26 protein-coding genes are annotated in these 26,731 nt (G+C 62.8%); 15 read left to right on the plus strand and 11 right to left on the minus strand.

What is annotated here, in order from left to right:
* Nucleotides 1-18: 18 nt before the first annotated feature.
* Nucleotides 19-990 (minus strand): GlxA family transcriptional regulator, encoded by a 972-nt coding sequence (locus H3V53_RS00845; RefSeq protein ID WP_336596278.1) that lies wholly within the window; start codon nt 988-990, stop codon nt 19-21.
* Between the two features lie 194 nt (nt 991-1,184).
* On the opposite strand from H3V53_RS00845, the gene H3V53_RS00850 reads away from it, so the two are divergent.
* Nucleotides 1,185-2,171 (plus strand): nitrilase-related carbon-nitrogen hydrolase, encoded by a 987-nt coding sequence (locus tag H3V53_RS00850; protein WP_336596279.1) that lies wholly within the window; start codon nt 1,185-1,187, stop codon nt 2,169-2,171.
* 116 nt (nt 2,172-2,287) lie between these two features.
* Nucleotides 2,288-2,830, plus strand: coding sequence for a carbonic anhydrase (locus H3V53_RS00855; RefSeq protein WP_054925946.1), 543 nt, complete (start codon nt 2,288-2,290; stop codon nt 2,828-2,830).
* Nucleotides 2,831-3,434: 604 nt separating this feature from the next.
* Here the strand turns inward: H3V53_RS00855 and H3V53_RS00860 are convergent.
* From H3V53_RS00860 to H3V53_RS00870, 3 genes are all read right to left on the minus strand, one after another.
* A complete protein-coding gene (locus tag H3V53_RS00860; RefSeq protein ID WP_336596280.1) occupies nt 3,435-3,740 on the minus strand; it encodes a hypothetical protein in 306 nt (101 codons plus the stop codon).
* Nucleotides 3,741-3,913: 173 nt separating this feature from the next.
* On the minus strand, nt 3,914-4,243 hold the full coding sequence (locus H3V53_RS00865) for a hypothetical protein (RefSeq protein WP_336596281.1): 330 nt from the start codon (nt 4,241-4,243) through the stop codon (nt 3,914-3,916).
* Nucleotides 4,197-5,393 carry a PAS domain-containing protein gene (locus H3V53_RS00870; RefSeq protein WP_336596282.1) on the minus strand — a complete coding sequence of 399 codons (1,197 nt, stop codon included), beginning with the start codon at nt 5,391-5,393 and terminating at the stop codon, nt 4,197-4,199. Before H3V53_RS00870 ends, H3V53_RS00865 begins: the two co-directional genes overlap by 47 nt.
* Before the next feature lie 64 nt (nt 5,394-5,457).
* Between H3V53_RS00870 and bufB the strand changes: the two genes are divergently transcribed.
* Together bufB and H3V53_RS00880 are read left to right on the plus strand one after the other, a co-directional pair.
* Nucleotides 5,458-6,279: an MNIO family bufferin maturase gene (gene bufB / locus H3V53_RS00875; RefSeq protein ID WP_419539384.1), complete on the plus strand. Its 822-nt coding sequence runs from the start codon at nt 5,458-5,460 to the stop codon at nt 6,277-6,279.
* Complete coding sequence (locus tag H3V53_RS00880) at nt 6,263-7,027, plus strand: HvfC/BufC N-terminal domain-containing protein (protein WP_336596284.1); 765 nt, start codon at nt 6,263-6,265, stop codon at nt 7,025-7,027. Before bufB ends, H3V53_RS00880 begins: the two co-directional genes overlap by 17 nt.
* Nucleotides 7,028-7,050: 23 nt before the next feature.
* On the opposite strand, the gene H3V53_RS00885 is transcribed toward H3V53_RS00880, so the two are convergent.
* Both H3V53_RS00885 and H3V53_RS00890 read right to left on the minus strand, forming a co-directional pair.
* On the minus strand, nt 7,051-8,127 hold the full coding sequence (locus H3V53_RS00885; protein WP_336596285.1) for a sensor histidine kinase: 1,077 nt from the start codon (nt 8,125-8,127) through the stop codon (nt 7,051-7,053).
* Nucleotides 8,111-8,818 carry a response regulator transcription factor gene (locus tag H3V53_RS00890; RefSeq protein ID WP_336596286.1) on the minus strand — a complete coding sequence of 236 codons (708 nt, stop codon included), beginning with the start codon at nt 8,816-8,818 and terminating at the stop codon, nt 8,111-8,113. The genes H3V53_RS00885 and H3V53_RS00890 overlap by 17 nt, the downstream gene beginning before the upstream one ends.
* 228 nt (nt 8,819-9,046) lie before the next feature.
* On the opposite strand from H3V53_RS00890, the gene H3V53_RS00895 reads away from it, so the two are divergent.
* The 4 genes from H3V53_RS00895 to H3V53_RS00910 all read left to right on the plus strand — a co-directional run bounded on the left by H3V53_RS00895 (nt 9,047) and on the right by H3V53_RS00910 (nt 12,072).
* A complete protein-coding gene (locus H3V53_RS00895) occupies nt 9,047-9,370 on the plus strand; it encodes a BufA1 family periplasmic bufferin-type metallophore (RefSeq protein ID WP_336596287.1) in 324 nt (107 codons plus the stop codon).
* Nucleotides 9,371-9,455: 85 nt separating this feature from the next.
* On the plus strand, nt 9,456-9,965 hold the full coding sequence (locus tag H3V53_RS00900; protein ID WP_054925955.1) for a DoxX family membrane protein: 510 nt from the start codon (nt 9,456-9,458) through the stop codon (nt 9,963-9,965).
* Nucleotides 9,966-10,010: 45 nt separating this feature from the next.
* Nucleotides 10,011-10,412, plus strand: coding sequence for a hypothetical protein (locus tag H3V53_RS00905; RefSeq protein ID WP_336596288.1), 402 nt, complete (start codon nt 10,011-10,013; stop codon nt 10,410-10,412).
* Between the two features lie 244 nt (nt 10,413-10,656).
* Complete coding sequence (locus H3V53_RS00910; RefSeq protein WP_336596289.1) at nt 10,657-12,072, plus strand: NAD(P)/FAD-dependent oxidoreductase; 1,416 nt, start codon at nt 10,657-10,659, stop codon at nt 12,070-12,072.
* Between the two features lie 83 nt (nt 12,073-12,155).
* On the opposite strand, the gene H3V53_RS00915 is transcribed toward H3V53_RS00910, so the two are convergent.
* Genes H3V53_RS00915 through H3V53_RS00925 form a run of 3 tightly spaced genes read right to left on the minus strand, consistent with a single transcriptional unit; the run spans nt 12,156 to nt 16,310 of the window.
* The gene (locus H3V53_RS00915; RefSeq protein WP_336596290.1) at nt 12,156-13,112 is read right to left on the minus strand and encodes a D-2-hydroxyacid dehydrogenase family protein; all 957 of its coding nucleotides are present in this window, start codon (nt 13,110-13,112) and stop codon (nt 12,156-12,158) included.
* Between the two features lie 16 nt (nt 13,113-13,128).
* Nucleotides 13,129-15,045: an ABC transporter permease subunit gene (locus tag H3V53_RS00920; protein WP_054925962.1), complete on the minus strand. Its 1,917-nt coding sequence runs from the start codon at nt 15,043-15,045 to the stop codon at nt 13,129-13,131.
* A 35-nt stretch (nt 15,046-15,080) separates the two neighbouring features.
* A complete protein-coding gene (locus H3V53_RS00925) occupies nt 15,081-16,310 on the minus strand; it encodes an ABC transporter substrate-binding protein (protein WP_336596291.1) in 1,230 nt (409 codons plus the stop codon).
* Between the two features lie 195 nt (nt 16,311-16,505).
* On the opposite strand from H3V53_RS00925, the gene H3V53_RS00930 reads away from it, so the two are divergent.
* The 3 genes from H3V53_RS00930 (at nt 16,506) to H3V53_RS00940 (ending at nt 18,843) form a co-directional block, all read left to right on the plus strand.
* Nucleotides 16,506-17,333, plus strand: coding sequence for an ABC transporter ATP-binding protein (locus H3V53_RS00930; RefSeq protein WP_336596292.1), 828 nt, complete (start codon nt 16,506-16,508; stop codon nt 17,331-17,333).
* Entirely contained in the window at nt 17,326-18,018 is a 693-nt protein-coding gene (locus tag H3V53_RS00935; protein WP_336596293.1) for an ABC transporter ATP-binding protein, read from the plus strand. The genes H3V53_RS00930 and H3V53_RS00935 overlap by 8 nt, the downstream gene beginning before the upstream one ends.
* A 99-nt stretch (nt 18,019-18,117) precedes the next feature.
* Complete coding sequence (locus H3V53_RS00940) at nt 18,118-18,843, plus strand: FadR/GntR family transcriptional regulator (RefSeq protein WP_336596294.1); 726 nt, start codon at nt 18,118-18,120, stop codon at nt 18,841-18,843.
* 39 nt (nt 18,844-18,882) lie between these two features.
* On the opposite strand, the gene H3V53_RS00945 is transcribed toward H3V53_RS00940, so the two are convergent.
* Nucleotides 18,883-19,539: a GntR family transcriptional regulator gene (locus H3V53_RS00945; protein ID WP_336596295.1), complete on the minus strand. Its 657-nt coding sequence runs from the start codon at nt 19,537-19,539 to the stop codon at nt 18,883-18,885.
* 297 nt (nt 19,540-19,836) lie between these two features.
* Entirely contained in the window at nt 19,837-20,466 is a 630-nt protein-coding gene (locus H3V53_RS00950; RefSeq protein ID WP_336596296.1) for a GntR family transcriptional regulator, read from the minus strand.
* Between the two features lie 416 nt (nt 20,467-20,882).
* On the opposite strand from H3V53_RS00950, the gene aldA reads away from it, so the two are divergent.
* The 4 genes from aldA (at nt 20,883) to H3V53_RS00970 (ending at nt 26,716) form a co-directional block, all read left to right on the plus strand.
* Nucleotides 20,883-22,316 (plus strand): aldehyde dehydrogenase, encoded by a 1,434-nt coding sequence (gene aldA / locus H3V53_RS00955; protein WP_336596297.1) that lies wholly within the window; start codon nt 20,883-20,885, stop codon nt 22,314-22,316.
* 130 nt (nt 22,317-22,446) lie between these two features.
* Nucleotides 22,447-25,056, plus strand: a complete 2,610-nt coding sequence (locus H3V53_RS00960) for a CaiB/BaiF CoA-transferase family protein (protein WP_336596298.1) — start codon at nt 22,447-22,449, stop codon at nt 25,054-25,056.
* Nucleotides 25,057-25,104: 48 nt separating this feature from the next.
* Nucleotides 25,105-25,743 carry a flavin reductase family protein gene (locus H3V53_RS00965; RefSeq protein WP_336596299.1) on the plus strand — a complete coding sequence of 213 codons (639 nt, stop codon included), beginning with the start codon at nt 25,105-25,107 and terminating at the stop codon, nt 25,741-25,743.
* A 61-nt stretch (nt 25,744-25,804) separates the two neighbouring features.
* Nucleotides 25,805-26,716, plus strand: a complete 912-nt coding sequence (locus H3V53_RS00970; protein WP_336596300.1) for an SMP-30/gluconolactonase/LRE family protein — start codon at nt 25,805-25,807, stop codon at nt 26,714-26,716.
* Nucleotides 26,717-26,731 lie beyond the last annotated feature (15 nt).

Consider the following 26,731-nt stretch of genomic DNA (forward strand, 5'->3'; position numbering starts at 1 on the left):
GTGCGTGAACCAGGCTCGCTACACCATGCGATCCAAGGTGTCAGTGCCGAGTTCCGCCCGGGCGCTCCTGCGCAGGATATCGGCGGGTACGCCATACGTTCGGACGAACGCGCGGCGCATCCGCTCCCGGTCCGCGAAACCCGTTTCCTGCGCCACCACGTTAATCGTATGACGGCCTTGCTCGATCATGAATCTGGCGGCTTCCAGACGAAGCCGTTCGACAGCTTTGGCGGGCGACTGACCGGTCTCGGCGACGAATGCGCGGCTGAACTGCCGAGGGCTGAGGTTCGCCACCTCCGCAAGTTCTTCGATGGTGAGTGGATTGCGCAGGTTGCGGCGGATATGCGCGAGGACCAATTCGATCCGGTCGGATTTCGGCGTCATATCCAGCAGTGCGGAATGCTGCATCTGACCACCCAGCCGACGCTGATTCATGACAAGAAGTCTGGCGACCATTTTTGCGGCATCGGGCCCGAGGTCGTTGTCGAGCAACGCCAGGGCGAGGTCGATCCCCGCCGTCATTCCCGCTGAGGTCCAGTACGGACCGTCGTTGACGAATATCCGGTCTTCTTCTGTGCGGACATTAGGGAACCGCGCCCTGAATTCGGACGCGTGAGCCCAATGCATGGTTGCGCGTCTGCCCTCCAGAAGTCCCGCCTCGGCGAGGACAAATGCGCCACTGCAGATCGAGGCTATCCGTCGGGATGCTTTGGCTGCCTCTTTCACGAAAGCCACCACAGGCGCGTCGGAAGACGGCATTTTCATTTCAGTGATTGAGCCCACGATGACCGTGTCGAACGCCGGATCGCCAAACGCCTCGGTTTCCAGTGTCATGCCACCCGAAGATACGACGGGACCACCGTGTTCGGACAGCAGATGAACCTCGTAGCACGGGCCTCTCGGCGGCATATTCGCGATCTCGAACACCGTTAGAGCCGCGAGGCTCATCATCTGAAATCTCTTCGGCACTATGAAGCCAATCCGGTGCATATCTGATCCTGCCGTCCGCAATGTGAACCTGGTGTGAATGACTGCCGTCTGGATGAATCGCAATTACGAGCTTACTGCGCTCCGGCGACGGATGTCATGAATGGTGGCAACAACGACATGGTTAGTCATGGCCCGCGACGTTAAGGTACAGGCACTTCTCTTATCCGCATCGCAGCCAGGAAAGGAACATCACCATGTCAAAGATCATCCGCGCCGCAGCCGTCCAGATTGCGCCTGTCCTGTATAGCCGGGAAGGTACTGTCGATAAAGTCGTCAGAAAGATTCTGGAACTCGGCAAGCAGGGCGTTCAGTTCGCCACGTTCCCCGAGACCGTCGTTCCCTATTATCCGTACTTTTCGTTCGTCGAATCGCCATTCGCAATGGGGGCCGAGCACTACAAGCTGCTCGAGCAGGCGGTGACTGTCCCGTCGGATACGACTCGCGCAATCGGCGAGGCGGCGCGCCAGGCGGGCATGGTGGTGTCGATTGGCGTCAACGAGCGCGACGGCGGCACGCTCTACAACACGCAACTCCTGTTCGATGCCGATGGCACGCTCGTGCAGCGGCGCCGCAAGCTCTCGCCGACTTACCACGAGCGAATGGTCTGGGGAATGGGCGATGGATCAGGCTTGCGCGCAATCGATACCGCGGTGGGCCGCGTCGGCCAGCTGGCGTGCTGGGAGCACTACAACCCGCTCGCACGCTATGCGCTGATGGCCGATGGCGAGGAAATTCATTCGGCCATGTATCCGGGTTCGTTCGCCGGTGATCTTTTCTCCGAGCAGATCTCCGTGAACATCCGCCAGCACGCGCTGGAGGCTGGGGCATTCGTGGTCAACGCGACCGCTTGGCTCACGCCCGAACAGCAACAGCAGATTCTGCGGGATACGAACACAACCCAGATTGGCCCGATCTCCAGCGGCTGTTTCACCGCCATCGTGTCGCCGGACGGCGAGTACATGGGTGGCGCACCGCTGCGTGAAGGAGAGGGCGAGATCATCGCCGATCTGGATTTCTGGCAGATCGACAAGCGCAAACGCATGATGGACTCCCGTGGTCATTACAGCCGTCCCGACGTGCTCGGGCTGGTGATCGACCGTACGCCGAAGCAGCACGTCATCGAGCGATCAGTGCGCGCAGTGGGTGAAGAGCCCGCCAGCGATCTGGAAGAGCTCGCCTGAGCCGCGTGCGATAAATGCGCGATACCGTCGTCGGGTGCGCATCGCGCGTGTGCGATGCGACAGACGCGCGAACTTCAATCAGGCTACTTTGAGCCAACAACGCAGGAGCAGGAAAAATGGACTTCAACGATGTCATGCTGGAGCGCAACGCCGACTACGCCAACACCGCGTTCGCACCTGAACTGAAAATGATGCCATCGACGGGAACGGTGGTTGTCGGCTGTGTCGATCCTCGCGTCGATCCCGCCAATGTGCTCGGTTTGAAGCAGGGTGAGGCAGCCGTGATTCGCAATGTGGGTGGCCGGGTCAACAAACCGCTGCTCGAAACGCTGGCCGTGCTGAGCGTCGTTGCGAAAGCGGCAGGACGACCCGATGGTGCGCGCAATCTCGTTCTGCTCCAGCACACGGATTGCGGAATCATCGGCTGCCATAAGCATGCGCCTGCATTGCTCGCGAAGCATCTCGGCGTGGAGACGGACGCGCTCGATGAACTCCGTATCACCGAACCATACGAGGCGGTGGCACTCGACGTCGCCGCACTTCGCGCGAACAGCAACCTACCCGATAACCTGATCGTGTCGGGGCTGGTGTACGACGTCAAGACAGGCCTCATCAAAACCGTTGTTCCACCCGCGCCTTTGCGTGAAACGGCAGGCTGAGAATTGGCGCGATGAAAGAGCCGGCGCATCGCCGGGTCTTTCATCAGCGATTACCGCTGTATCGCTTGCGCACTCGCACGGCGAGCGCCATTCGATGGCGACGTGGGACCGGAACAAACTTGTGATATTTCCGCGACTACGACGTGAACCCCGCCTGCCACACTACCTTCCGGGTGCCTCGAAGGCATCGTGCCTTTAAGCCCGCATCGGAAAGAAGTTGGAGGCCATCATGAATACGAGTCCTCGGTCCTTGTATTCCCTGATCGACAAATGGCTCGCGCCAACCGCGACCACGCCCATCAGGGTGACGCGGTTCGGTCCGGCCGACGGGCGCAACAGACGGTACGTACGCGTCGAAAGAGAATGTCAAAACCGCACATTGTCGATGTTCTTTTTCCGCCACCATGATGGCTGGTGTGTATTCCCGCCAAACAACCGGATCGCTCTCGGTTCACCTGCATTCATTGCAGTGCGCTAACCGCTTTGCATCGCGGTATGTGCGCGAAGATTCAAGCAGCGCTGGTACGCGCCGCACATGGATAACGAACACGAGCGCGGCGGGATTCGCCATTCGGCCTCAATGCCGCGCTCGGCAGCGCAACAATCAATGCCCACGGAACACGTCGAGTAACTGCTTCTGCAAGTCCATCATGGTCTGCATGAAGTCCATTTCCATCTTAGCCATCGCCTGTTCGTGCTCCATGGTCATCTGCATCATCTTGCTCTTGATCTGCACCACTTCGTTTCTTTGCTGTGCAGTGAGCTTGTCCATGGACATGGTGACGGCGTTGTCCCACATGGGTCCGTAGGTGCCGCTGCGGCCGATACCTTGCGCGTACGCGTGCGTCGCGCCCATTGCGCAAACCAGAGGAACGACAGCACAAAGAATAACGTTGCGAACGGTTTTCATGTCTGCTCCAGAGAAAGGAAATGCGCCGCCACTGTGGCTGACGCGTCACGCCAAGTCCTGTGCTGGAGCACTCGTCTCCGGGGGTCATCCCGAAACGATCGCAGTGAACCGCTCCATACCGAACTTCAGGAGCGATTCTGGTTGGCGCTCATCACGCCTCTATCCACTGGAAATCACATGTTCGTCACGTTCGACATTGAGCGAGGGGCATCTTCAACGCCCGAAGCGTCCGGCCCGTTCGGGAAGCTGGAGTGCCTGAGGCGATCGAGTGCCGCCTTGCGTTCGATTTCGGCAGCCGCGCGTGTCGTGAAGATCTGATAAACGGCATCGGTCAGGACATCCTGTTCCTTCATTTCGCGATCGTTGAAGAAAGCCATGTGTCCAATCACCTCGCCTCGCGTGCCGAAGATCGGTATGCCGTAATAGCTTTCGTACGCTTTATCACGGGGAAATAACTTACCAACGCCCGACGCATGAAATACAGGGTGACCGTTGCTGTACACCGCTTCGCATGGCGTACCCGCCAGTTCGAATTCGATGTTTTCGCGGAAGTCGTCGCGAAGCCAGTAAGCGAGTGTCCGCGCGCTTTTGGGTGGCCACCCGGCGCATTCTGAAATGAACGCGCACGGCACGTCCAGAGCGGCGGCGAAGTGGCGCACCAGCGCCCGGAAAAATGCCTCGCCCCCCCATTCCCGCCGTCCCTTCGACAACATGCTGTAGCACGCTCTCGATCTGCTTTACTCGCGTGATGTCCGTATCGAGCGCAACGATGCGCAACGGCTTGCCACTCGCGTGGCGTATGACGGTGCCGAGCGAACTGACCCATCGGTACCGGCCATCCCTGTGCAATAGCCTGAACTGATGTTCGAACTGGCGTTCCTGGCCTGCCAGTCGGCATTGCAGCGTCGCATCCACACCGGCAAGGTCAAGAGGATGAATATGCGCGCGCCAGTTCTCCCATGAATCCGCAAATTCGTCGTCGTTATACCCGAGCATGCATTTCCAGCGCGTGGAAAGCACGAATTCGTTCGTTTGCAGATTCCATTCCCATGGGCCGTCGTCCGCGATCCGCATCGCGAGTACGTACCGCTCCTCGCTGTATTGCAGTTCGGCAGCGAGGGCCGAGCGCTTTGCCTCGGCAGCATTGAGCGCCTGACCCAGCGCCTCGGCTTTGTCGCGAAGTTCTCGCGCAGCACGCTGCACCGCCTGCATTTCATCGGCGGACCCGCGCGCTGCATCGGCGTGAGTGGCATTTCCAAACGTCTGCAGAATGGCCCGAAGGGGACGGCACAAGCGAAGCTCCGACACGGCGCCCATCACCACAAGCAGCACCGCGAGCGCCAACGCGACAACAATCAGAAGACCCCATCGCACATGTCCCGCGATCAACACAGGAACGGGACCGGCCGCCAGACCGACGAATATGAGTAGCGCACAGGCCGCGGCCGGCCAGATCAGCTTCCATTTGAGACTCATACGAAGGCCCGATATTTCGCGTCGAAGGGTGTTCCGCTCTTCCAAAAGATAGGCGAACATCCCGCGCGGCACCAGCGCGTGCGGCGAGGCCGCTCGAATCGAAGAGATGTGCGCGGGTTCAAAAATGGACGCAATCGTGACGGATTCGTGATCACTATCGACGACAGTGCAGTTCATGCACGTTGCCGAAGAGGATTGCCCGATGTGTACCCCTGTCACACCGTTCTCAGCGGCGCGCACCGTGCCAAACTTGAACGGAATCGGCCTGCGTGCGCCGCACTATCAGCAGATCCTGCGCGAACGGCCACCTGCCGGATGGTTTGAAGTGCATAGCGAAAACTATTTTGGTGCGGGCGGCCAACCACTTCATTACCTCGAACGTATCCGTGATGCGTATCCGCTGAGTCTGCATGGCGTGGGACTCAGCCTCGGATCGACGGGTCCGCTCGACAAGGAGCATCTCCGGCATCTGGCCGATCTGGTTTGCAGAATCGAGCCCGGACTCGTATCCGAGCACCTGAGTTGGGGGCGCGCCGGATCGAGACACCTCAATGACCTTTTGCCTTTGCCCTACACGGACGAGGCGCTCGATGTCGTGTGCGATCACGTCGACGAAGTGCAGGAACATCTTCACAGGCAGATTCTCATCGAGAACATATCGAGCTATGTCCAGTTCCGTCATTCGACCATACCCGAAGCTGAATTCATTGCCGATGTCGCCCGGCGGACGGGTTGTGGAATATTGCTCGACGTGAACAACCTGTATGTGAATGAAGCAAATAACGGCATCGATCCCGACACCTATCTGGACGCGCTGCCCGTTGATGCAATTGGCGAGATTCATCTTGCGGGCCACGACCGTGTCGGTGCCCTGCTGATCGACACGCACGGCACGCGTGTTGCACCCGCCGTCTGGGAACTCTATGCGCGTGCGCTCCACCGCTTCGGCCTTGTGCCGACGCTGATCGAATGGGACACCGACATTCCGTCGCTCGACGTTCTGCTCGAAGAATCCAGTCACGCCGCGATGATCATGAGGGCTCGCCATGCAATCGCTTCATGAATTGCAGGTCGCGTTTGCGGGCGCGATTGTTGACCGGGACGCGTCCGCAATCGACTGGACGCTGTGCGGCAACAACACGCACGACCGGCTGGCGGTCTATATCGGCAACACGTATCACAACTTGCGTGGAGCACTGCGCGCCGTTTATCCCGTCGTTGACAGGCTGGTCGGCGAGCAATTCTTCGATTACACGGCTAACCGGTACATACGCGATCATCCGTCGCAAAGCGGCGATATCCAACGTTTCGGCGACAGCTTTCCGGCGTTCCTGGCAAGCTTTCCGCCCGCCGCCTCTCTCCCCTACCTGTCCGATACCGCGACGCTCGAATGGCTCGCGCACGAAGTCTTTCATGCTGCGGATCACGCGCCGCTTCCACTATCGGAACTGTCGGGCCTCGCTGGCGCAGAATGCTCGACACTGCGTTTAAGGCTCCACCCCGCGTGCCGGCTGTTCGCCTCTGCATTCCCGGTCCTGAAGATCTGGCAGGTCAACCAGCCGGAATCCCCGAGCGACGAAAGCATTGATGCCCAAGCCGGTGGCGATCGCCTTCTGGTGCGTCGCGTCGGCTTCGCCGTCGATATCCAGGCACTGCCCGACGGCGAGTTCGCGATGCTGCGCGCACTGCGCGCAGGGCAAACCATAGACGACGCCTACGACCTCGCATTGCAGCGTGATCCCGGCTTTGCGCTCGGCGAGTTCATCGAGCGCCGCATTTTGGACTCGACCATCGTCGGCTTCGATCTTTGAGCTTTGGCAGGCACGTGCGATGTTCATGCCATCGTCAGTTCGACCGTGAAGGTCGTGCCAAGGCCGGGCGTACTTTCGACGCGAATCCGCCCGCCATGCAGCTCGATGATGCGGCGAGAAATCGCGAGCCCAAGGCCCGCATTGCCTGCGTCGCTGGATTCGCTGCGATCGGCGCGATAGTAGCGATCGAAGACGTTGCCGATATCGTCGTGATGAATGCCCTGCCCCGTGTCGCTCACCCGAAGCTCGACCCGGTCACCGGCCCGATGCACACCGACGCTGATTTCCCCGCCGGCCGGCGTATAGCGCATGGCGTTTTCGATCAGGTTCTCGAGCACGCGCTCCATCATGCCGATATCGGCGCAAACGGGCGGGCAGTCCGCGCACACGCTCGCGCTCAGCCTGAGATCGCGCTTCTGCGCGCTGAGCGCAAACTTCTGGACGACATCCTGCGCAAGCTCGCTGATCGGAAATGATTCGACCTGCGGCCTCACTTCGTTTGCCTCCAGCTTCGTGAGATCGAACAGATCCCGCACGAGCCTTGCAAGCCGCTCGCAGTGCTTCACTGCTATCTGCAGATACCGGTAACGGTCGTCCTGGGACAACCCGTCGTCCCGGATGAGCACCATCTCGAGATAACCCTGCATCGAGGCTAGCGGGGTTCGCAGATCGTGCGAGACGTTGGCGAGCAGTTCGCGGCGCTGCCGGTCCACCTGTTCAAGCTGCGAGAGCTGCATTGCGATGCGCTCCGACATCTCCTGAAATGCGGAAATGAGATGTCCGATCTCGTCGTCATTGCCGCCCGTCGTCTCCACCCGGATCGGATTGGCGAACCCGCTCGCCCTGAAGGCTTCGATTGCGGACGCCAGCTTGCGAAGTCTGAGCGTGAGAAAGCGGAAAACGACGAGCGCGGTGAGCAGGCTGAACGCCACCGTGCCGACCACCAGGTTGGTCATCAACTCGAATAGCCGCTGTGTCTCGAACATCCGTTGCGACGCGACGATCATGATGGCGCCGATCGCGACGAACACCGCCATCAGCCACAGCGCGAGCCGGCCATACAAGGTGGCGAAAAGATGAAGGTCAGATTTCGGTCGCATTGCGGAACTTGTACCCCACGCCCCACACCGTCTGGATGTACTCCGGCGCGTTCGGGTCGATTTCGATCTTCGCGCGCAGGCGGTTGATATGGGAATTGACCGTATGTTCATAGCCGCTATGGCTGTAGCCCCACACCTGATCGAGCAACTGGGCGCGTGTATAGACACGCCCCGGGTTCTGCGCAAAATGAAGCAGCAACTGAAACTCCTTGGCGGTCAACATGATTGCAGCGCCACGCACGGTCACGTCCCGCCTTTCGACGTCGATCTTCAGATCTTTGCATTCGATCAGCGTATGCTCTCCCGCCGCCGTATTCGCGAGCATCCCGACGAGCCTGAAAATCGCCTTCACACGCGCAACGAATTCCAGCACGCTGAACGGTTTGGCGAGGTAGTCGTCAGCCCCCATCTCCAGGCCCAGCACCCGGTCGAGTTCAGTCGACTTCGCGGTCAGCATCAGGATCGGCGTATAGCGTCGCTCCGAGCGCAGACGCCGGCAGATCTCCAGGCCGTCGACGCCCGGCAGCATCAGATCGAGCACCACCAGGTCATACGGCCTGGCGAGCGCTTCCGCCAGCCCCGCCCTGCCGTCGTTCAGTACCGTCGTCTCGCAGGCAAGACCCGTCAGTTGCATGCGGACGAGTTGGGCGATGTCATTGTCGTCTTCGATCACCAGAACGTTACGAGACATGACGGGCATCCTCACTGAACTGTTGGGGGCACGGCACCGCCCGTGCATACGGGCAATTGCATGTTGTCCAGATCATTCTAGATCGCCAACGTGGCGTGTCCAGCGCGGCCGCGCGCCGTGACGAAAATTTGATTTTCGGGCGATAAAGCCGTGAGCAGCGCTTTGCACACTTCATCCCGGGACGCAGGCAATCGCGCCTGTCCTCATCACCACCCTGGAGGAAGCATCATGAAAAGCGAACGCATCATTCAAGGCGCCATTGCGAGTCTGCTTGCCGTTGGCGTCGCGACGGCAAGCACGGCCGCATTTGCAGCCGGCGACTTCGAAAAGTGCGCGGGCATCGCGAAGGCAGGCAAGAACGACTGCGGCACCAGCAAGAGTTCATGCGCTGCCACCGCCAAGATGGACCATGACACGGAAGCCTGGATTCTTGTTCCGAAGGGCACCTGCGACAAGATCGCCGGCGGCCATCTGCAGATGTCGGAGTTCGCCAAACCCGGCGGAAAAAGCGGCGTTCTCAGTCCCGCCGCCAAAACCGCCGCAGCGGGCTGATAACGGCCTCGCCGTCCCGGCGCCGCATCGACCTGCGGCGCCGCCTGATCTCCGCTTGAGCTCCCCCCCGACCCGAGGTTCCAACATGAAGCTCTCATCGCCCCTTTCCGCGACGCCCCGCGCCGAACCGTCCAGCGTGCCGCAAAAGGCACTCTCGCTTTACCGTTCGGCGCTGCGCGCGCTGGAGTTCGCCTCGCCCGTGCTCGACCTGGGCATTCGTATCGTCATCGGTCTGGTGTTTTTCCAGTCCGGGCTCACCAAGATCGCGAGCTGGTCGTCGACGCTCGCCCTGTTTCAGGGCGAATATGCGGTCCCGCTGCTTCCGCCCGTACTCGCTGCGTATCTCGGCACGGCCGCCGAACTGGGATTCCCCATCTTCCTCGTGCTTGGGCTCGGCTCGCGCTTCGCCGCATTCGGACTCTTTGTCTTCAACATCATTGCCGTCATCTCCTATCCGGGGCTCGGTGAAGTCGGGCTGCGCGATCACCGGTACTGGGGTCTCTTTCTGCTCGTGACGCTGCTGCACGGCCCCGGCAAGTTGTCGCTCGATTACCTGATCGGCCGCTGGGCAGGCAACACATCATCGCGTTCGTGACGGCAGCCTGCTGATCAGCCTGCGGCCTGCAAGGCGCGATTCGTGTTGCTGTTTGTGCTCGATGGCGCCTGGATCTATACCGATACGCTCGCCGATCTCGCACAGGGACACGTCAACGCTACCGCCTCGCGTGGACTGCTGTTTGGTGCGCTACGGCTGGATGTGACGTCAGCCTGGATCACACGCGCCATGCGCGGCGAACCGGTAAGCGGCACGCGCGTCACGCCGTCGCTACTGCTGCGCTGCCTGAGCGGCGGTGCGCTGATGGGCTGGGCAAGCCTGATGATCCCCGGCGGGAGCGACGCGCTCGTCCTGGTGGCGATGCCGCTGTTGCGGCCGTATGCGTGGGTCACATTTGGGGCGATGTGCTTTGCGATCGGCGCTGTGTCGTTGTCGCGCCGGCTGCTGCACGCGCGCCAGCAACGTGAAATCAGCGAGCCTGCTTGAGCGAGCGCATCGGCAGTGTCATTGCAATCGTCGGCGCGCTCCGCGAAGTTGCGATCGCAGTCGATTGTCATACCCATCTCCGGCGCTGACTCGCGCGCCCTTCGCATCCGGTCGCGCGCGATGCCTGCACGCTCCGGTGTCGTGACAGAAAAGTGAACGCCGGGCGACGCTTACGTGAAGAGCGGTTCGCACACTATCTCCCACACCCAGGCCACTCCGGCCGCTGGGTACGTAAGGAGTTGACATGGAAGCCGAGAAAAACATCGTAGTCGTTGGTGGAGGCTTTGCCGGTACGACGCTCGCGCAGGCACTCGAAAAGCGGTTGCCCGCGCCCTATCGTGTGGTGCTCATCAGCGACGAAAGCTTTGCGACGTTCAATCCGATGCTGGCTGAAGTCGTGGGCGCATCTGTTTTCCCCGAGCAGGTCATTGTGCCCATCCGCCAGATGATCCGGCGTTCCCGCTTCATCATGGCAACCGTCCAGGACATCGACTACGAGCGCCGGACCGTACGTGGCACGACACTGGCCGGCACGCGTGAAATCGCGTTTGAGCACCTGATCTTCGCGTTTGGAACGCGCGCAAATCTGGAGCTTGTACCGGGAATGAAAGAGCATGCGTTGCCGCTCAAGATGATCGGCGACGCGATGTTCATCCGTAATCAGGTCCTGCGACGGCTTGCGTGTATTGAACTCGAATCCGACCCGGATGTGAGGCGCAGGCTTGGACATTTCATCGTTGTGGGCGGCGGCTTCTCCGGCGTCGAGGTAGCGGGCGAACTGGCCGACTATCTCCATAGCGTGCGGCATTTTTACAAGCTCGTGCGGGATGACGAACTGGCCGTCACGATACTGCACGACAGCAGCCGGCTGTTGCCGGAAATGCCGGAATCGCTTGGCACGATCGCGGCGCAGCGGATGGCGGACAGAGGCATCAACGTCAGGCTCGGCACGCGTGCATCGCAGGTCGGCGCTGAAGGCGTCGTGCTGCAGGATGGCGAGCATTTGAGCGGTTCGACGGTCATCTGCACGATCGGCACGAAACCCAATCCGTTGATCGAACGGCTCGCCACACGCATCGGTTTGCCCGTCGAGCGCGGCCGGATCGCTACGCAAGGCGATATGAGCGTGCGTGACTTCCCCGCCCTCTGGGCGGCGGGCGATTGCGCGTTGGTGCACAACGCGGCAACGGGCCAACCGTCGCCGCCCACCGCCCAGCACGCGGTCGCGCAAGCACAGCAACTCGCGGACAACCTTGTGCGTCGTCTGATGGGTAGAGAGACTCGCGCATTCGCATTTGTCGCGAAAGGGATGATGGCCACCATCGGGCATATGAAGGGTGTGGCATCCATTTACGGCATACGCCTCACTGGCCTGCCCGCCTGGTTGCTGTGGCGCGCCTTTTATCTCGCCAGAATTCCGACACTGGGCCGCAAGCTGCGGATCTTCGTGGAATGGAGCTGGAGCATGTTCTTCCCGACGGATATCACGCATCTGCGCTTCACACGCTCAAATGAGGCCGATGAAATCAATGGCCATGTGCCGCAAGCGGGCGGCAGGCCGTCTGATGGAAAGCCTTATCCGAAGCCGTCCCCTCATGCGGGCACCGCGGCGGCGGGCGCCGCTCGACGCGTCGACGCTGACGCGCGGGCAGGCATCTGAAACGGTCCTTTTATCTGCAATGTCAGACGATTTTGGAGAACACCATGACGATGCCTTTCTATCCGCATGGTCCTTGAGGCGATTCACGAAGGACGATTCAGCGGCCGCACGATGCGCCCGTCCAGATAGCCTTGCACGTCTTCCAGCACGCCCTGGTAAATAAGCCGGTAGTTTTCTTGCGTCACATAGCCGATATGCGGCGCCAGCACCACATTGTCGAGCGAGAGCAACGGATGCTGCGGCGGCAGCGGCTCGATATCGAACACGTCGAGCGCTGCGCCCGCGATGCGTTTCTCGCGCAGCACGTCGAGCAATGCAGTTTCGTCGATAATCGGGCCGCGCGCGGTGTTGACGAGATACGCGTCCCGCTTCATCAATGCAAGTTCGCGCTTGCCGAGCAGGCCACGCGTGCGGTCGGACAGCTTCAGGTGAATCGATACCACGTCGGAGTACGCCAGCAGTTCGTCGAGATCGACGCGCTTTGCGCCCGCCTCGCGGGCAGCCTCGTCCGTTAGCCGATGGCTCCAGCCCAGTACCTTCATGCCCAGTACGTTCCCGTAGCGCGCCATTTGCCGGCCGAGGTTGCCAAGCCCGAGCACGCCAAGCGTCTTGCCGTGCAGACCGACGCCAAGGCGCGTCTGCCAGCGGCCCGCGCGCATTTCGCGTTCATCCTGCGGCATTGCCCGCGTCAGCGCGATCATCATGCCGAGCGCCAACTCCGCCGCCGGTGTGCCGAGATCGTCGGTGCCGCAGACCTGGATGCCATGCTCCGTCGCCGCGTCGATATCGACGGCGGCGTTCCACATGGCGGCCGTGATCAGCAGTTTGAGGTTCGGCAAGCGCTCGATCAGCGCGCGCGGCACCCGCGTGCGCTCGCGCATCAGAAAGACGGCTTCGAATGGGTGCAGCCGTTCTGCTAGAGCCTCGATCGAATCGAGATGATCTTGGAAAGCCTGCACGGTGGCGCGCGGCTTCAGCGCGTCCCAGTCGGCCATCCGCATGGCAACGCCCTGGTAATCGTCAAGTAGTGCAACTCGCATCACGGACTATGCCTCCTCAATGAAGACCCGATTGGTCGGAAGAAGAAACCGCTTCGGAGGGCTCGCTAAAGCCGCGTTCGGAACGCATGGACCAGGCAGAGGTTTTCGCCAGCACGCGATGCAGCACTTCGCCAAGAATGCCGCGGCGAAATAGCATCACGATCACCACGAACGTCACGCCGAGCACCAGGTTGCCACTGTCCGTGACAGTGCTCAGATGGTCGCGCAGGAACAGCACGACGCCCGCGCCCAGCATCGGCCCGAACACCGTGCCTGCGCCGCCGAGCAGCGTCATCATGATCGGCTCGCCCGATGCGCGCCAGTACACCGATTCGAGGCTCACGAATTCATGGGCGAGCGCGAACAGGCCGCCCGCGACGCTGATCACGAAGGCGGACAACACGTACGCGCGCAACCGCAGGCCGCGCACGTCGTAGCCAATGCTGAGCATGCGCCGCTCGCTGTCGCGCGCGCCCGCGAGCGACAGGCCGAACGGCGAGCGGATGATGCGGAACACGAGCGCCACCGTCAGCGCGACGACGACGAGCGCGACGTAGTAGAACGCGATCTGATTGTGCAGGCTCACGCCGAACAGCGAGCCACGCGTGATGCCGTGCAGCCCGTCCTCGCCGCCCGTATAGGCGGGCGACTGGTTGACGACGAAATACACGATCTCCGCCAGCGCAAACGTGACCATCGAGAAATAGATGCCCTGCTTGCGCGTGATGAGCATGCCGAACGCAAGCGCGACGAGCGTGCTGATCGACACGCCCGCCAGCAGGCCGAGCCACATCGGATAGTGCAGCTTCGCGATGAAGATGCCCGTCAGATAGGCGCTTGCGCCCCACCACGCCGCCTGCCCAAACGACAGCAGCCCGCCGAACGAGAACAGCAGGTCGAAGCCGAGCGCGCACAGGCCCCACAGCACGATGTCGCACGCGAGCACGGGATACACGAGCCACGGCAGCACGATGCCAGCCAGCAGCGCGACGATCTTCGCCTGCCAGCTCATCACGACGCGCCGCGTGGCAGCGCCGATGGGCGTGTAATGCAGCGGGAAATGCGCGACATCGACACCGCGAAAGATCCCGCCTGGTCGCACGATCAGCACCACAATCATCACGATGTACGTCGCGGCCGTGGCGACGGGCGGATACCAGATCGCCGCGAGCGTCGAGATCACGCCCACGAGAAACCCCATTACCACCGAGCCGACAATCGACCCGAGGCCGCCCGCGACGACGACAGCAAACGTCGTCGCGATCATCTCCTGGCCCATGAACGGCGAGATGTTCTTCAACGGCGACGCGAGCACGCCCGCGAGCGCCGCGAGCCCCGCCGAAAACGCGAATGCACCGGACACCAGCAGCGGCACGCGCACGCCGAAGCAGCGCAGCAGATTCGGCCGCTCGGTACCGGCTCTCACCAGCGCGCCCAGGCGCGTGCGCTCCAGCATGAACCAGGTGCCGCCGCAAACCACGAGCGACACGATGAGCACGAAAAAGCGGTACTTCGGGTAGATCACGAAACCGAGATTGACCGCGCCCGCCAGGCTCTGCGGCACGAGAAAAGGCGCGCCCTGCACGGCGAAGAAGCGCCGCATGGTGTCTTCGATGATCAGTGTCAGGCCGAAGGTCAGCAGCAGGTTGTACGACGGATCGACCTTGTATAGATGACGCAGAAAGAGCCGCTCCAGTACGAGGCCGAATGCGCCGATGACGAGCGGCGCGATGACGAGCGCCGCCCACAGCGACAGGCCGAGCTGCGAGCCGAGCACGAATGCAATGAAAGCGCCCAACATGTAGAGCGCGCCGTGTGCGAAGTTCACGACGCGCATCATGCCGAAGATGACGCTCAGCCCCAGACTCATCATCGCGATGAAGCCGCCGTTGACGAGCCCGTTGAAGAGTTGCAGCACGTAGTATTGGGTCATGATTGCCCCATGACGATTCGATGGAATGACCTGCCCTACCAGTCGTGCTTGCACGTGCTGATCGACGCGGGCATGAACGCCTCGTTGCCGGGCACCACCGACAGCACCTTGAACACGTCGTCCTTCGTTTTCACGTCCTGCGGACGCTTGACCTGTTCGAGATACATGTCGTGCACGACGATGTGATCGGCCTTGCGCCACGTCGCGTGACGCGCGAAGAAGTCGTCGAAGGTCGAGCCTTCGAGCGCGGCGGCGATACGGTCCGGGTCGTCGGTGCCTGTGCGCTTCACGGCGTCGAGCACCTGCGTGACGGCGGAGTAGTTGCCCGCGTGCAGGCTGCCCGGCGTGAAGCCGAACTGCTTCGTGAAGCGTGCGGCCCATGCGCTCGCGCGGTCGTCGATGTTCCAGTACCACGGGTCGGCAAGAATCGCACCGGACCACGCGGGCAAGCCGAGCGCAGCCACGTCGCTGAGATTCATCTGGCCGGGCACGATGCGCACGGTGCCGTTCATCAAGCCGAACTCGCCCGCCTGCTTCGCTGCGTTGCGCAAGTCCTGGCCCGACTCGAGGATGCCGATCGCGTCAGCCTTCGACGCTTGCGCCTTCAGCAGATAGCTGGAGAAATCGTCGTTCGGAAACGGCACCATGTCGTTGCCCGCCACTTCGGCACCCGCCGCTTTCGCCGCGCGGCTGAACTGTTCGAGCAGCGAATGGCCGAACGCGTAGTCGGCGGTAATGAAATACCAGCGCTTCGACCCTAGCTTCGTCACGTGAGTGGCAGCGAGGTTGGCGAGCGCATAGGTGTCCCATGCGTAGTGCCACGCGTATTTGCTGCAATAGCGATTGGTCAGTTCCGTGGTGCCCGGGCTCACGAACGTGGTCGTGACCTTGTACTGCTTCGCGAGCTTCGAGACTTCGATCGCCGCGGCGGACCCGGTCACGTCCGTGATCAGGTTCACGCCTTCCGTCTCGATCAGCTGGCGCGTCTTGTTCACGGTAATGCCGACGTCGAGCTTGTTGTCCAGCACGATCATGCGGATCGGCACGCCGTTTACCTTGCCGCCGAAGTCGTCGATAGCCATTTTCACGGCGTCGACGGAGCCCTTGCCCGATGTGTCCGAGTAGACCGTCGACAAATCGGTGACGACCAGCACCGTGAACGCCTTGCCCTTCATCTGCGCATGCGCGCCGCCGGCTGCAAGTGCCGCCAGCAGCACTGCGCCCGCCACTCTCCTTGCGAACTGCAGTACAGGTTGGAATCCCACGTTTGTCTCCTGATGTGACTGCTCTGATGTGACTGCCTGTCGTGACAGTCCGTCGTCCGGCCCGAGAATGCATGGAAAATTTATTTTTTATATTTTATATTCCCAACAGCGCAGCGATGTCAACCCGGGACAGCGCCAATGCGAAAACGCTCGCACCCGTCCCGCATTCACGGGTTTTCGTGGAGGAGACACAAGATGGCTTTGCCAGCAAGCACTACACCGATACACGGCACGCACGCTGCAACGAATCGCGGCGGATCGCCGGCCTCGCTCGAAGCGCGAGGGCTCGGCAAGACCTTCAACGGTTTCGTCGCCGTGTCGGGCGTGAACCTGCAATTTTCGGGCAACGGTGTGTTTGGCATCATCGGCCCGAACGGCGCGGGCAAGACGACGCTGTTCGGGCTATTGAGCGGGTTCATCAAGCCCACGACGGGCACGATGCTGTGCAATGGGGAGGAGATTTCCAGGCTGGAGCCGGAAGCGGTCGCGCGCCTTGGGCTGATCCGCAGCTTTCAGATCACCAGCATCTTCGGGCATCTGAGCGTCGCCGAAAATCTCGTGATGCCGATGCAGCGCCGCGACAGCAGCGGTAACCAGTTCTGGCGCGTGAGTCATGCGCTCGACACATGGCGCGACGAAATCGACGAAACGATGCGGCGCGTCGGCATCGCGCCCGTGTGGCGCGACCAGCCCGCCGCCGATCTGCCCTACGGTCTGAAGCGCTCGCTCGAACTGGGCGTCAGTCTCGCGGCGCGGCCGCGCATCCTGCTGCTCGACGAGCCGACGGCGGGGATGTCGGCGCAAGACATCGGCCGCATCATCGATCTGATTCGCGACGTCGCCGCCGAGCGCATGGTGATCATGGTCGAGCACAACCTGCGGGTCGTGTCCGACCTGGCGCGCGAAATTGTCGTGCTGCAGCAAGGCAAGGTGCTCACAGTCGGCGCTTACGCCGACGTGCGGCAGAATCCGCAAGTCATCGAAGCTTATCTGGGCGGTCACCGGGAGCACGGCCATGCTTGAAGTCAGCAATCTCGAAGCGGCATACGGCGAAACGCGCGTGCTGCAAGGCATCAGTTTCGATGTGCAGCCCGGCGAGATCGTCACGTTGATCGGGCGCAACGGTGTCGGCAAAACGACCACACTGCGCGCCATCATCGGTGACATCGCGCAGCGCTCAGGTGAAGTGCGCTTTCGCGGCGTCGATATGCTGCCGCTCGGCCCCGAGCGCACCGCGAAAGCGGGCATCGGCTATGTCGCCGAAGACCGCGGCATTTTCGCGACCCTGAGCGTGCGCGAGAATCTCACTGTGTCGCCCGTGCGCGGCCCCGCCGCGTGGCCGCTCGAACGCATCTACGAACTCTTCCCGGTGCTGCGCGAGCGCGGCCATCAGCCCGCATCGACGCTCTCAGGCGGCGAACAGCAGATGCTCGCGATCGCGCGGCCGCTCTGCATGGGCTCGGAACTGATCCTGCTCGACGAACCCACGGAAGGACTGGCGCCCGTGATCGTCGAGCGCATCGGCGAAATCATTCGCCGGCTCAAGGAAGACGGCCGCACGATCCTGCTCGTCGAACAGAACCTGCGCTTTGCGATTTCCGTCGCGGACCGCCATAACCTGATGGTCGACGGCCGGATCGTGCAGACGCTGTCCAACCGCGACGTGATCGAACGCGAGGAGCAACTGCTCGAACATCTCGGCGTGTGACGGATAAAACCGCCGGGCAACTGTCGTGCAACGGTTGCAGCCATGATGGATAATCGCCGGCACGGGAAAAAATCGGCAGACTATTGCGAGCGGCCTGACATGACGAGCCTCCATTCGTCGCACGCTTCGTTCAGCGTGCTCGAGCGTATCGTGCTGGAATTCGAACGGCGCCTGCTGAGCGGCAACTGGCGCGACATCGCGCGCCTGCCGCCCGAACGCGCGCTCGCCGCTGAATACGCGGTTTCACGCGCGACGGTGAGAGAGGCGATCCAGCGGCTCGTGTCGCGCGGTCTGCTCGAGACCCGGCGCGGCAGCGGCGTGTTTGTCGTCAAGCGCCAGCCCGCCCGCCTCGCCGCGCCCTGGCTGCAACTGATCGACGAACATCCGCCTCTGCGTGCGGATACGTTGGAGTTCCGGCTGGTGTTCGAATGCGCGACGGCGCGTTTTGCGGCCGAGCGCGCGAGTGCGGAAGAAAGGGAGAAGATCGGCTCGATCGTCGCGCGGATGGAACACGCCGTGGGCTCGCACGATCTCGAAGCGGAAGCTGCGGCCGACGCGGAATTTCACATGATGCTCGCCGCCGCGTCGCACAACCGCATGCTCGATCATTTGTATTCGAGCGTGATTGCAATGTTGCGCGAGCACATCACACGCAACACGTACGACGCGACGCTCGACCACGAACATGCCGCCGAACGGGCGCGCACGCGGCTCGCACAGCATCAGCGCATTTGCGACGCGATCTTGCGCTGTGCCGCCGACGACGCTTCACGTGCCATGTATGCGCATCTGGAATTTGTCGGCAGCCAGTTCGACAGGCATTGACGGCGACGGGCATGCGCTGCGTCGCCGCCTGATAGCCGCTCAATCGCCGATCAGCTGTAACTCGGGCAGCACATTTTTCGACACGCGATTCCACCCGCTTTCGATGTGCGACACCATCGCCTCGACGGCGCCCGCTTTATCGCCTGCTTCCAGCTTGCGCACCACCTCGCCGTGCTCAGTCACGAGCTGCTTGAAGCGGTCGCCCTGATCGCCGTGGAAATTGAACGGATACTTGGCCCACAGCACGCGCACGAACTGCAGCGTCTGGGGCGCGTCCGCGATTTCGTACAGACGGAAATGGAAGCGTACGTTGGCGGCGCGCACCGGATAGACCTCGCGAGCCTTGATCAGCGCGGTGAACTCGCGATGCAGCGCGCGCAATTCGGCGATTTGCGCCTTCGTGATACGCGCCACCGCGCGCTCCGTCAGGTCGCGTTCGAGCAGCACGCGCAGCCCGAAAATTTCCCGCGCCGCTTCGGGATCGATATCCGGCACGGACAAGCCCTTGTGCGGCACGCTGACGACGAAGCCCTCCATCTCCAGCACCTTCAGTGCCTCGCGTACAGGCGTAATCGACACACCGAGTTCGGCCGCGATGTCGGCCTGCTTCAGCTTGTGTCCGCGCTGATATTCACCCGAAATGATGCGCTCACGAAGGCGTTCGGCCACCTGGTCGAGCTTTGTTTGAAAGTTCATAGACATCCGAGGGGGTTCCATGGTCCATGTCCCGCGCCGGGCATTCCGGCTCATACGCTGAAGCGGTCGGACGGCGCGAGATGTAGCGTGCCAGCGGGGTCCGACAGTCCCGCCGCTGCGACATTGTAAAGGGTGCGTGAACGCTGCCGAAAACCGGCTTACGGAAGCGTTGCAGCGATGCCGCGGCGGATGGATGGTGCACGAAACATTACATAATATCCATTCTACAGCTTATATCATGCATCGGCGTCCCGAACCAATGGCGACAAGCCGCGCGCACGGCTTAGCCAACGGCGCTCAGATGTTCTTCGACACGCGGCTCCAGCCGGTTTCGATGTGATGCAGCATCGCATCGACGGCGCCCTTCCGGTCGCCTGCATCCAGTTGACGGATGAAGTCCGAGTGCTCATCGAGGATCTGCTTGAAGCGCACGACCTGGTCGTCGTGGAAATTGAACGGATAGCGCGCCCACAGCACCCGCACGAACTGCAGCGTCTGCGGTAAATCGGCCATCTGGTAGAGGCGAAAGTGAAAGCGCACGTTGGCGGCGCGCACCGCGTAGATATCGCGCGCCTTCACGAGCGACGTGAACTCACGGTGCATCGTCTTGAGTTCCGCGACTTCCTCGCGCGTCATCCGCTCGACGGCGCGCGTCGTCAGTTCGCGCTCCAGCAGCAGGCGCAACTCGAAGACTTCCTGCGCGCGCTCAGGCGCGACCTCGGGCACGCAGAGACCCTTGTGCGGCGTGCCGGCCAGATAGCCTTCCATTTCCAGCACTTTCAGTGCCTCGCGCACGGGCGTGATCGACACGCCGAGTTCGGCCGCTATGTCGGCCTGCTTGAGCTTTTCGCCGTGCCTGTACTCACCCGCGATGATCCGCTCGCGCAAGCGCTCCGCTACCTGTTCCAGTTTCGTAAAGAAGGCCATATGTGCACTCTCTGCGGCATGGTTATCGTGGTTTTGCCCGCGGCGTGGCAACCTCAGCGCCCCGGCGGCGCGACGCATCTCATGACGACCGCCTGATAAGAACGCTTCAGAGCCGTCGTTCACGCAACGCGACGCTATCGTGAGGTGCACGCCCGTACGGGCTTTCGCATCGTCGAAAGCCAGTTCATCTGATCTACTGCTTGCCATCACGCACTATAAAATATAATTTATATTGAAACGGTGTCGGCACAGCCTCACATGAGCCGATCGCCGTTGACCGATCCAACTCATATAATGCATTATATAATTTATATAGATTGTGCGTGACGAGCCGTCAAGCGCGCCCTGCGCCGCCGCCCGACTGCGCGCACTACCGCCTTGCCCGCACCACTCAACACAGAACATGGAGAGACAACGTGCATCGCAACTACATAGACGGACGCTTTGTTGAATCGACAGGCGCGCAGCGTATCGCCGTGTTGAATCCGGCGCGCGGCAGCGTGATATCGGAGATTCCGGACTCCCCCGCTTCCGCCGTCGACGAAGCCATTGCCGCCGCCACCCGCGCGCAGCGCAGCTGGGGGAAGCTGCCCGCCGTGGAGCGCGCCGCGTTTCTGCGGCGCATCGCAGCGAAAATCCGCGACAACGTGGAGCCGATCGCGTCGGCCATCGTCGAGGAACAGGGCAAGATCCTGTCGCTTGCGCGCACCGAAGTGAGCTTTACGGCCGACTATCTCGACTACATGGCGGAATGGGCGCGCCGTCTCGAAGGCGAAATCCTCACGAGCGACCGCGCCAACGAGAACATCCTCCTGTTCCGTCAGCCGATCGGCGTGATCGGCGGCATTCTGCCGTGGAATTTCCCGTTCTTCCTGATTGCGCGGAAGATGGCGCCCGCGCTCGTCACGGGCAACACGATCGTCATCAAGCCAAGCGAGGAGACACCGAACAACGCGGCGATGTTCGCCGATCTGCTCGCGCAGACCGACCTGCCGCCCGGCGTCTTCAATCTTGTCTACGGCAGCGGCAGGCAGGCGGGCAGTGCACTCGCCGGGCATCGCGGCATCGGCATGGTGAGTTTCACGGGCAGCGTCGAAACCGGCTCGCGCATCATGGCCGCCGCTGCCCAGAACATCACCAAGGTCAATCTCGAACTGGGCGGCAAAGCGCCCGCCATCGTGATGGACGACGCCGATCTCGACCTCGCGGTCAAAGCGATCAAGGACTCGCGCGTCATCAACAGCGGCCAGGTGTGCAACTGCGCGGAGCGCATCTATGTGCATCGCAAGGTGGCCGACGCGTTCACGGAAAAACTCGTGCAGGCGATGCGCGCGACCACGTTCGGCGATCCGCTCATCAAGCCGGACGTGCACATGGGACCGCTGATCAACGCGGCCGCCGCGCAGAAGGTCCAGGGGCTCGTCGAGCGCGCCGTGTCGGCGGGCGCGCGGGTCGCGACGGGTGGCCGCGCCGTCGAGCACGCAGGCGGCCGCTACTTCGAGCCGACCGTGCTCACCGGCTGCGAGCAGGACATGGAGATCATGCGCCGCGAAATCTTCGGCCCCGTCGCGCCCGTCGCCGTCTTCGATACGCTCGACCAAGCAATCGAACTCGCAAACGACTCGGACTACGGCCTCACCTCGTCGATCTATACACGCGACCTGGGCAACACGATGCGCGCCTGCAACGAGATCCGCTTCGGCGAGACCTATGTGAACCGCGAGAACTTCGAAGCAATGCAGGGTTTTCACGCGGGCGTGCGCCGATCGGGTATCGGCGGCGCGGACGGCAAGCACGGTCTCTACGAGTACACGCAGACGCACGTCGTCTATATCCAGAACAACGGCTGAATGCCCTGGCATGGCGGCCCGTGCCGCCATGCGCGTCGATTGGACTCAGCCCATGTCGCCGCACGGTTCGCCGCCGCGGCACGCGTTCATCACCCGAATTCAACGTGGCCGCCGCGTCACGCGATCATCCATGTCATCTTCCGCATCCGCCTTCCCTTCGATGCCCGATCCCGCCACACTGCCCGGCATGCTCGCCGGTCTGCGCGTGGTCGAAGTCGCCGACGAACTCGGCGAATACTGCGGCCTCGTGCTCGCGGGGCTCGGCGCCGAGGTCATCAAGGTCGAGCCGCTCACAGGCAGTCCGACGCGCGCAATCGGCCCGTTCTTCGAAGACACGCCGAACCCCGAGCGATCGCTGTTTTTCTGGGCCTACAACCGCGGGAAAAAGTCGGTTGCAATCGACCTGTCGACGCAGTCGGGCCGCGAGCGGATGCTCGCGCTGATCGACACTGCCGACGTCTTGCTCGACAGCACCTGCGGCCAACTCGCGCGCGATCTGCATCTCGACGCCCCTCTCGCGCAACGCTTCCCATCGCATGTCGTCGCGCGCATCACGCCGTTCGGCGACGAGGGTCCGTGGAAGGACTATCGCGCATCCGACCTGATCCACCTCGCGCTCGGCGGCGTGATGATGAATTGCGGCTATGATCCCGAGCCCGACGGCAGCTACTCGACGCCGCCCATTGCGCCGCAGGTCTGGCATGCGTACCACATCGCGGGCGACCAGACGGCGGTGGCGGTACTCGCCGCGCTGCTGCATCGGCGGCGCACGGGCGAGGGGCAGGACGTGTCGTGCGCGGTTCACCAGGCGGTCTCGATCAACACCGAACTGGACCTGATGTCCTGGGTCATGCGCCACGCGCCGCTGATGCGCCAGACCGCGCGCCATGCCGCCGAAAAGACCAACAGCACGCCCAATATCAGCCGCACCGCCGACGGCCGGTGGAACATGGCATGGGGCGTCTCCGCGCGGGACAAGGCGCGGCTCGTGCCGTTCCTGCAGGACTACGGCAAGGCCGAAGACCTGAAGCCGCCCGCCCGCGACAGCGATCTGAGCGCGCGTGACACGCCCGGCTCCGCCGAGCTCGACAAGGAAACGGAACACATGCTGCACGTGATCCAGCGCTTCGTCGGTTCGTACGATTATGCGCAGCTGCCGTGGCGCGAAGCACAGGAGGCGGGCCTGCTATGGGCGCCCGTGCGCAAGCCGCACGAGAACGCCGAGGACGCGCACTGGCTGATGCGTTCGACCTTCGCGGATATCGAGCATCCCGAACTCGGCCGCGCATTCCGCTATCCGACCAGCAAATGGCTCAGCACGCACACCGCATGGCAGCCGGGTTCGCGCGCGCCCTTCATCGGCGAGCACAACCACGACCCAGCGATCTTTCGCGACAGGCCCGAGCGTCTGCCCGCCCGGCCACGCGAGCAAGCAGCCGCGCCGGCCGTCACGCTGTCGCCGCACGGCAAGCCGTTCCCGTTGCAGGGCGTGCGCATCTTCGACTTCTCGTGGTTCCTCGCTTCGGCGGGCGGCACGCGCTTTCTCAATGCGCTCGGCGCGGAAAGCCTGAAGGTGGAATGGAAGGAGAACCCCGACACGCGGCTCGGCGCGATGGCGCCCGTCGGCGGGCGCGCCGCGCGCGAACGGGCGACGGGCCCGCTGCCCGCCGTCAGCGATCCCGACATGGGCGGTCAGTTCAACAACAAGAACGCGGGCAAGCGGGGCATTTCGCTGAACATCCGGCATCCAAAGGGGCTCGCAATCGCGAAAGAGCTGATCCGCTCGTGCGACATCGTCGCGGAAGGCTTCTCGCCGGGCGTGCTGCAACGACTGGGGCTCGGCTACGACGTCCTCAGATCGATCCGCCCCGACATCATCTATGTGCAGCAGTCGGGGATGGGCGCGATCGGCCGCTACGGGCGCTTTCGAACAGTCGGACCTGTTGCGGCATCGTTCGTCGGCAGCACGGAGATGTCGGGGCTGCCCGACCCTGCGATGCCCGCCGGCTGGGGTTATTCGTATCTCGACTGGATCGGCGCCTACGGCTTCGCGCTCGCTGCCCTCGGCGCGCTGCATCACCGCGAATGCACCGGCGAGGGCCAATGGATCGACTCGTCGCAATGCGAATCGGGCTTGTTTCAGACGGCCACGAGCGTGCTCGACTCGTCCGCGAACGGCCGCCTCTGGTCGCGCTACGGCAACCGTTCGCCGTACCGGCTGGCGGCGCCGCACGGCGCGTATCGGTGCGCAGGCGTCGACCGCTGGCTCGCCATTGCGTGCTTCGACGACACGCAATGGCGAGCATTCGTCGACGCGTCGGGCCTGCACGCGCTCGCCCGCGATCCGCGTTTCGCGACGCTCGAGGCGCGCCTCGCACATCAGGACGAACTCGATGCGCTCGTCAACGCATGGTCGTCGAATCAGGACGCCTACGCCGCGATGGAGTATCTGCAACGCGCCGGCGTGCCTGCCGGTGTCTGCCAGACAGCGGCCGATCGCTGCGACCGTGATCCGCAGCTCGCATCGCTCGCGTGGCTGACGGAAGTGACGGGCACGCGCATCGGCCGGTGGCCCGTGATCGAGTTTCCCGTGAAGCTCGCGGCCACGCCCGCGTACAGCGGCGGCGTGATCGATCGCGGCGCGCCCTGCTATGGCGAAGACAACGAACATGTGCTCGCAGAATGGCTCGGCTATTCGGACACACAGATTCAGGCGCTGCGCGACGAAGGCGTGATCTGACGCGCCGTGCCGGCCACTTCAGTTCCTCATCTGCCAAAGGACACACACGTGTATTTCGACTTCGCCGCCTATACGCCGCTGCAACGCTACAAGCTGCTGTCGTCGACGGTCACGCCGCGGCCCGTCGCATGGGTCTCGACGGCCGACGCGAGCGGCCGGCCGAACGCCGCGCCCTTCTCGTTCTTCAATGTCTTCGCCGAAGACCCGGCGGCGCTCGGCTTCGCGATCAATCATCGAAGCGACACCGACCGCAAGGACACCGGCGAAAACGTGCGCGCGCAGCGTGAGTTCGTCGTGAATCTGGTGAGCGAGGACATCGTCGAAAAGATGAACGTCACCGCGATCGAATTCGGCCCGGACGTGGACGAATTCGTCGAAGCGGGCCTCACGCCCGCGCCCTGCACGATGGTTCGCGCGCCGCGCATTGCCGAAAGCCGCGTGTCGTTCGAATGCAGGCTCATGCAGATCGTGCCGCTCGGCAAACGCCGCTCGCTGGTACTCGGCGAAGTGCTCGCGATGCACGTGCGCGACGATGCCGTGCTCGACCCGGCGCGCTGCCTGATCGACACGCCGCGTCTGCAGCTGGTGGGCCGCATGCAGGGCCACCACTATGTGCGCATGGCGGACATCTTCGAGATGCCGACGATACCCGTCGACGCATGGACGCTGAAAAGCGAACGCGCCTGAATGCTACGCGGGCGCACCCCTCAACCGCGGTCGAAACAGACCTGAACCAGGAGGAGACGATTTGAGCCCCGAGTTCGAAATCATCAACTACGCGCGCTTTCGCCACAACGTGGTAGCGAACGCGCGCATCGAGGTGCTGCATGCGGGCATGCGCTGGCCGGAAGGCCCCGTGTGGTTCGCCGACGGCGAATATCTGCTGTGGAGCGACATTCCGAACAACCGCATCATGCGCTGGACAGAAGGCGCGCCCGCCACCGTCTACCGCTATCCCGCGAGCCACGCGAACGGCAACACGCGCGACCGCCAGGGCAGGCTGATCACCTGCGAGAGCGGTGGACGCCGCGTGACGCGCACCGAGCACGACGGCACGCTCACCGTGCTCGCCGACCGCTTTCAGGGCAAGCGTCTGAATTCGCCGAACGACGTGGTCGTGAAATCGGACGACAGCATCTGGTTCAGCGACCCCGACTACGGCATCCTGAGCGACTACACGGGCAACAAGGCGCAAAGCGAAATCGGCGCGAACAACGTCTACCGGCTCGATCCCCGCACGGGCGAACTGTCGGTTGCGACGGGCGCGCTCGTGAAGCCGAACGGCCTCGCGTTCTCGCCGGACGAATCGATCCTCTATATCGCGGACTCAGGCGCGTCGCACGACCCGGACGGGCCGCATCACATCGTCGCGTACGACGTCATCGACGGCGTGACGCTCACGCGCCAGCGCGTGTTCGCGACCATCTCGCCCGGCGTCGCCGATGGCTTTCGGATCGATACCGAAGGCAACGTCTGGACCACGGCGGGCGACGGCGTGCACTGCTACGCCCCCGACGGCGAACTGATCGGCAAGATCCGTCTGCCCGAGGTGGCCACCAATCTCACGTTCGGCGGCCCGAAGCGAAACCGGCTGTTCATCACGACGGCGTCGTCGCTGATGGCCGTGTATGTCGGCCAGCAAGGCGCGCAGCGGCCATGAGACCGATCTTCCGCG

Source organism: Paraburkholderia bengalensis (assembly GCF_037126505.1).
Lineage (GTDB): Bacteria > Pseudomonadota > Gammaproteobacteria > Burkholderiales > Burkholderiaceae > Paraburkholderia > Paraburkholderia bengalensis.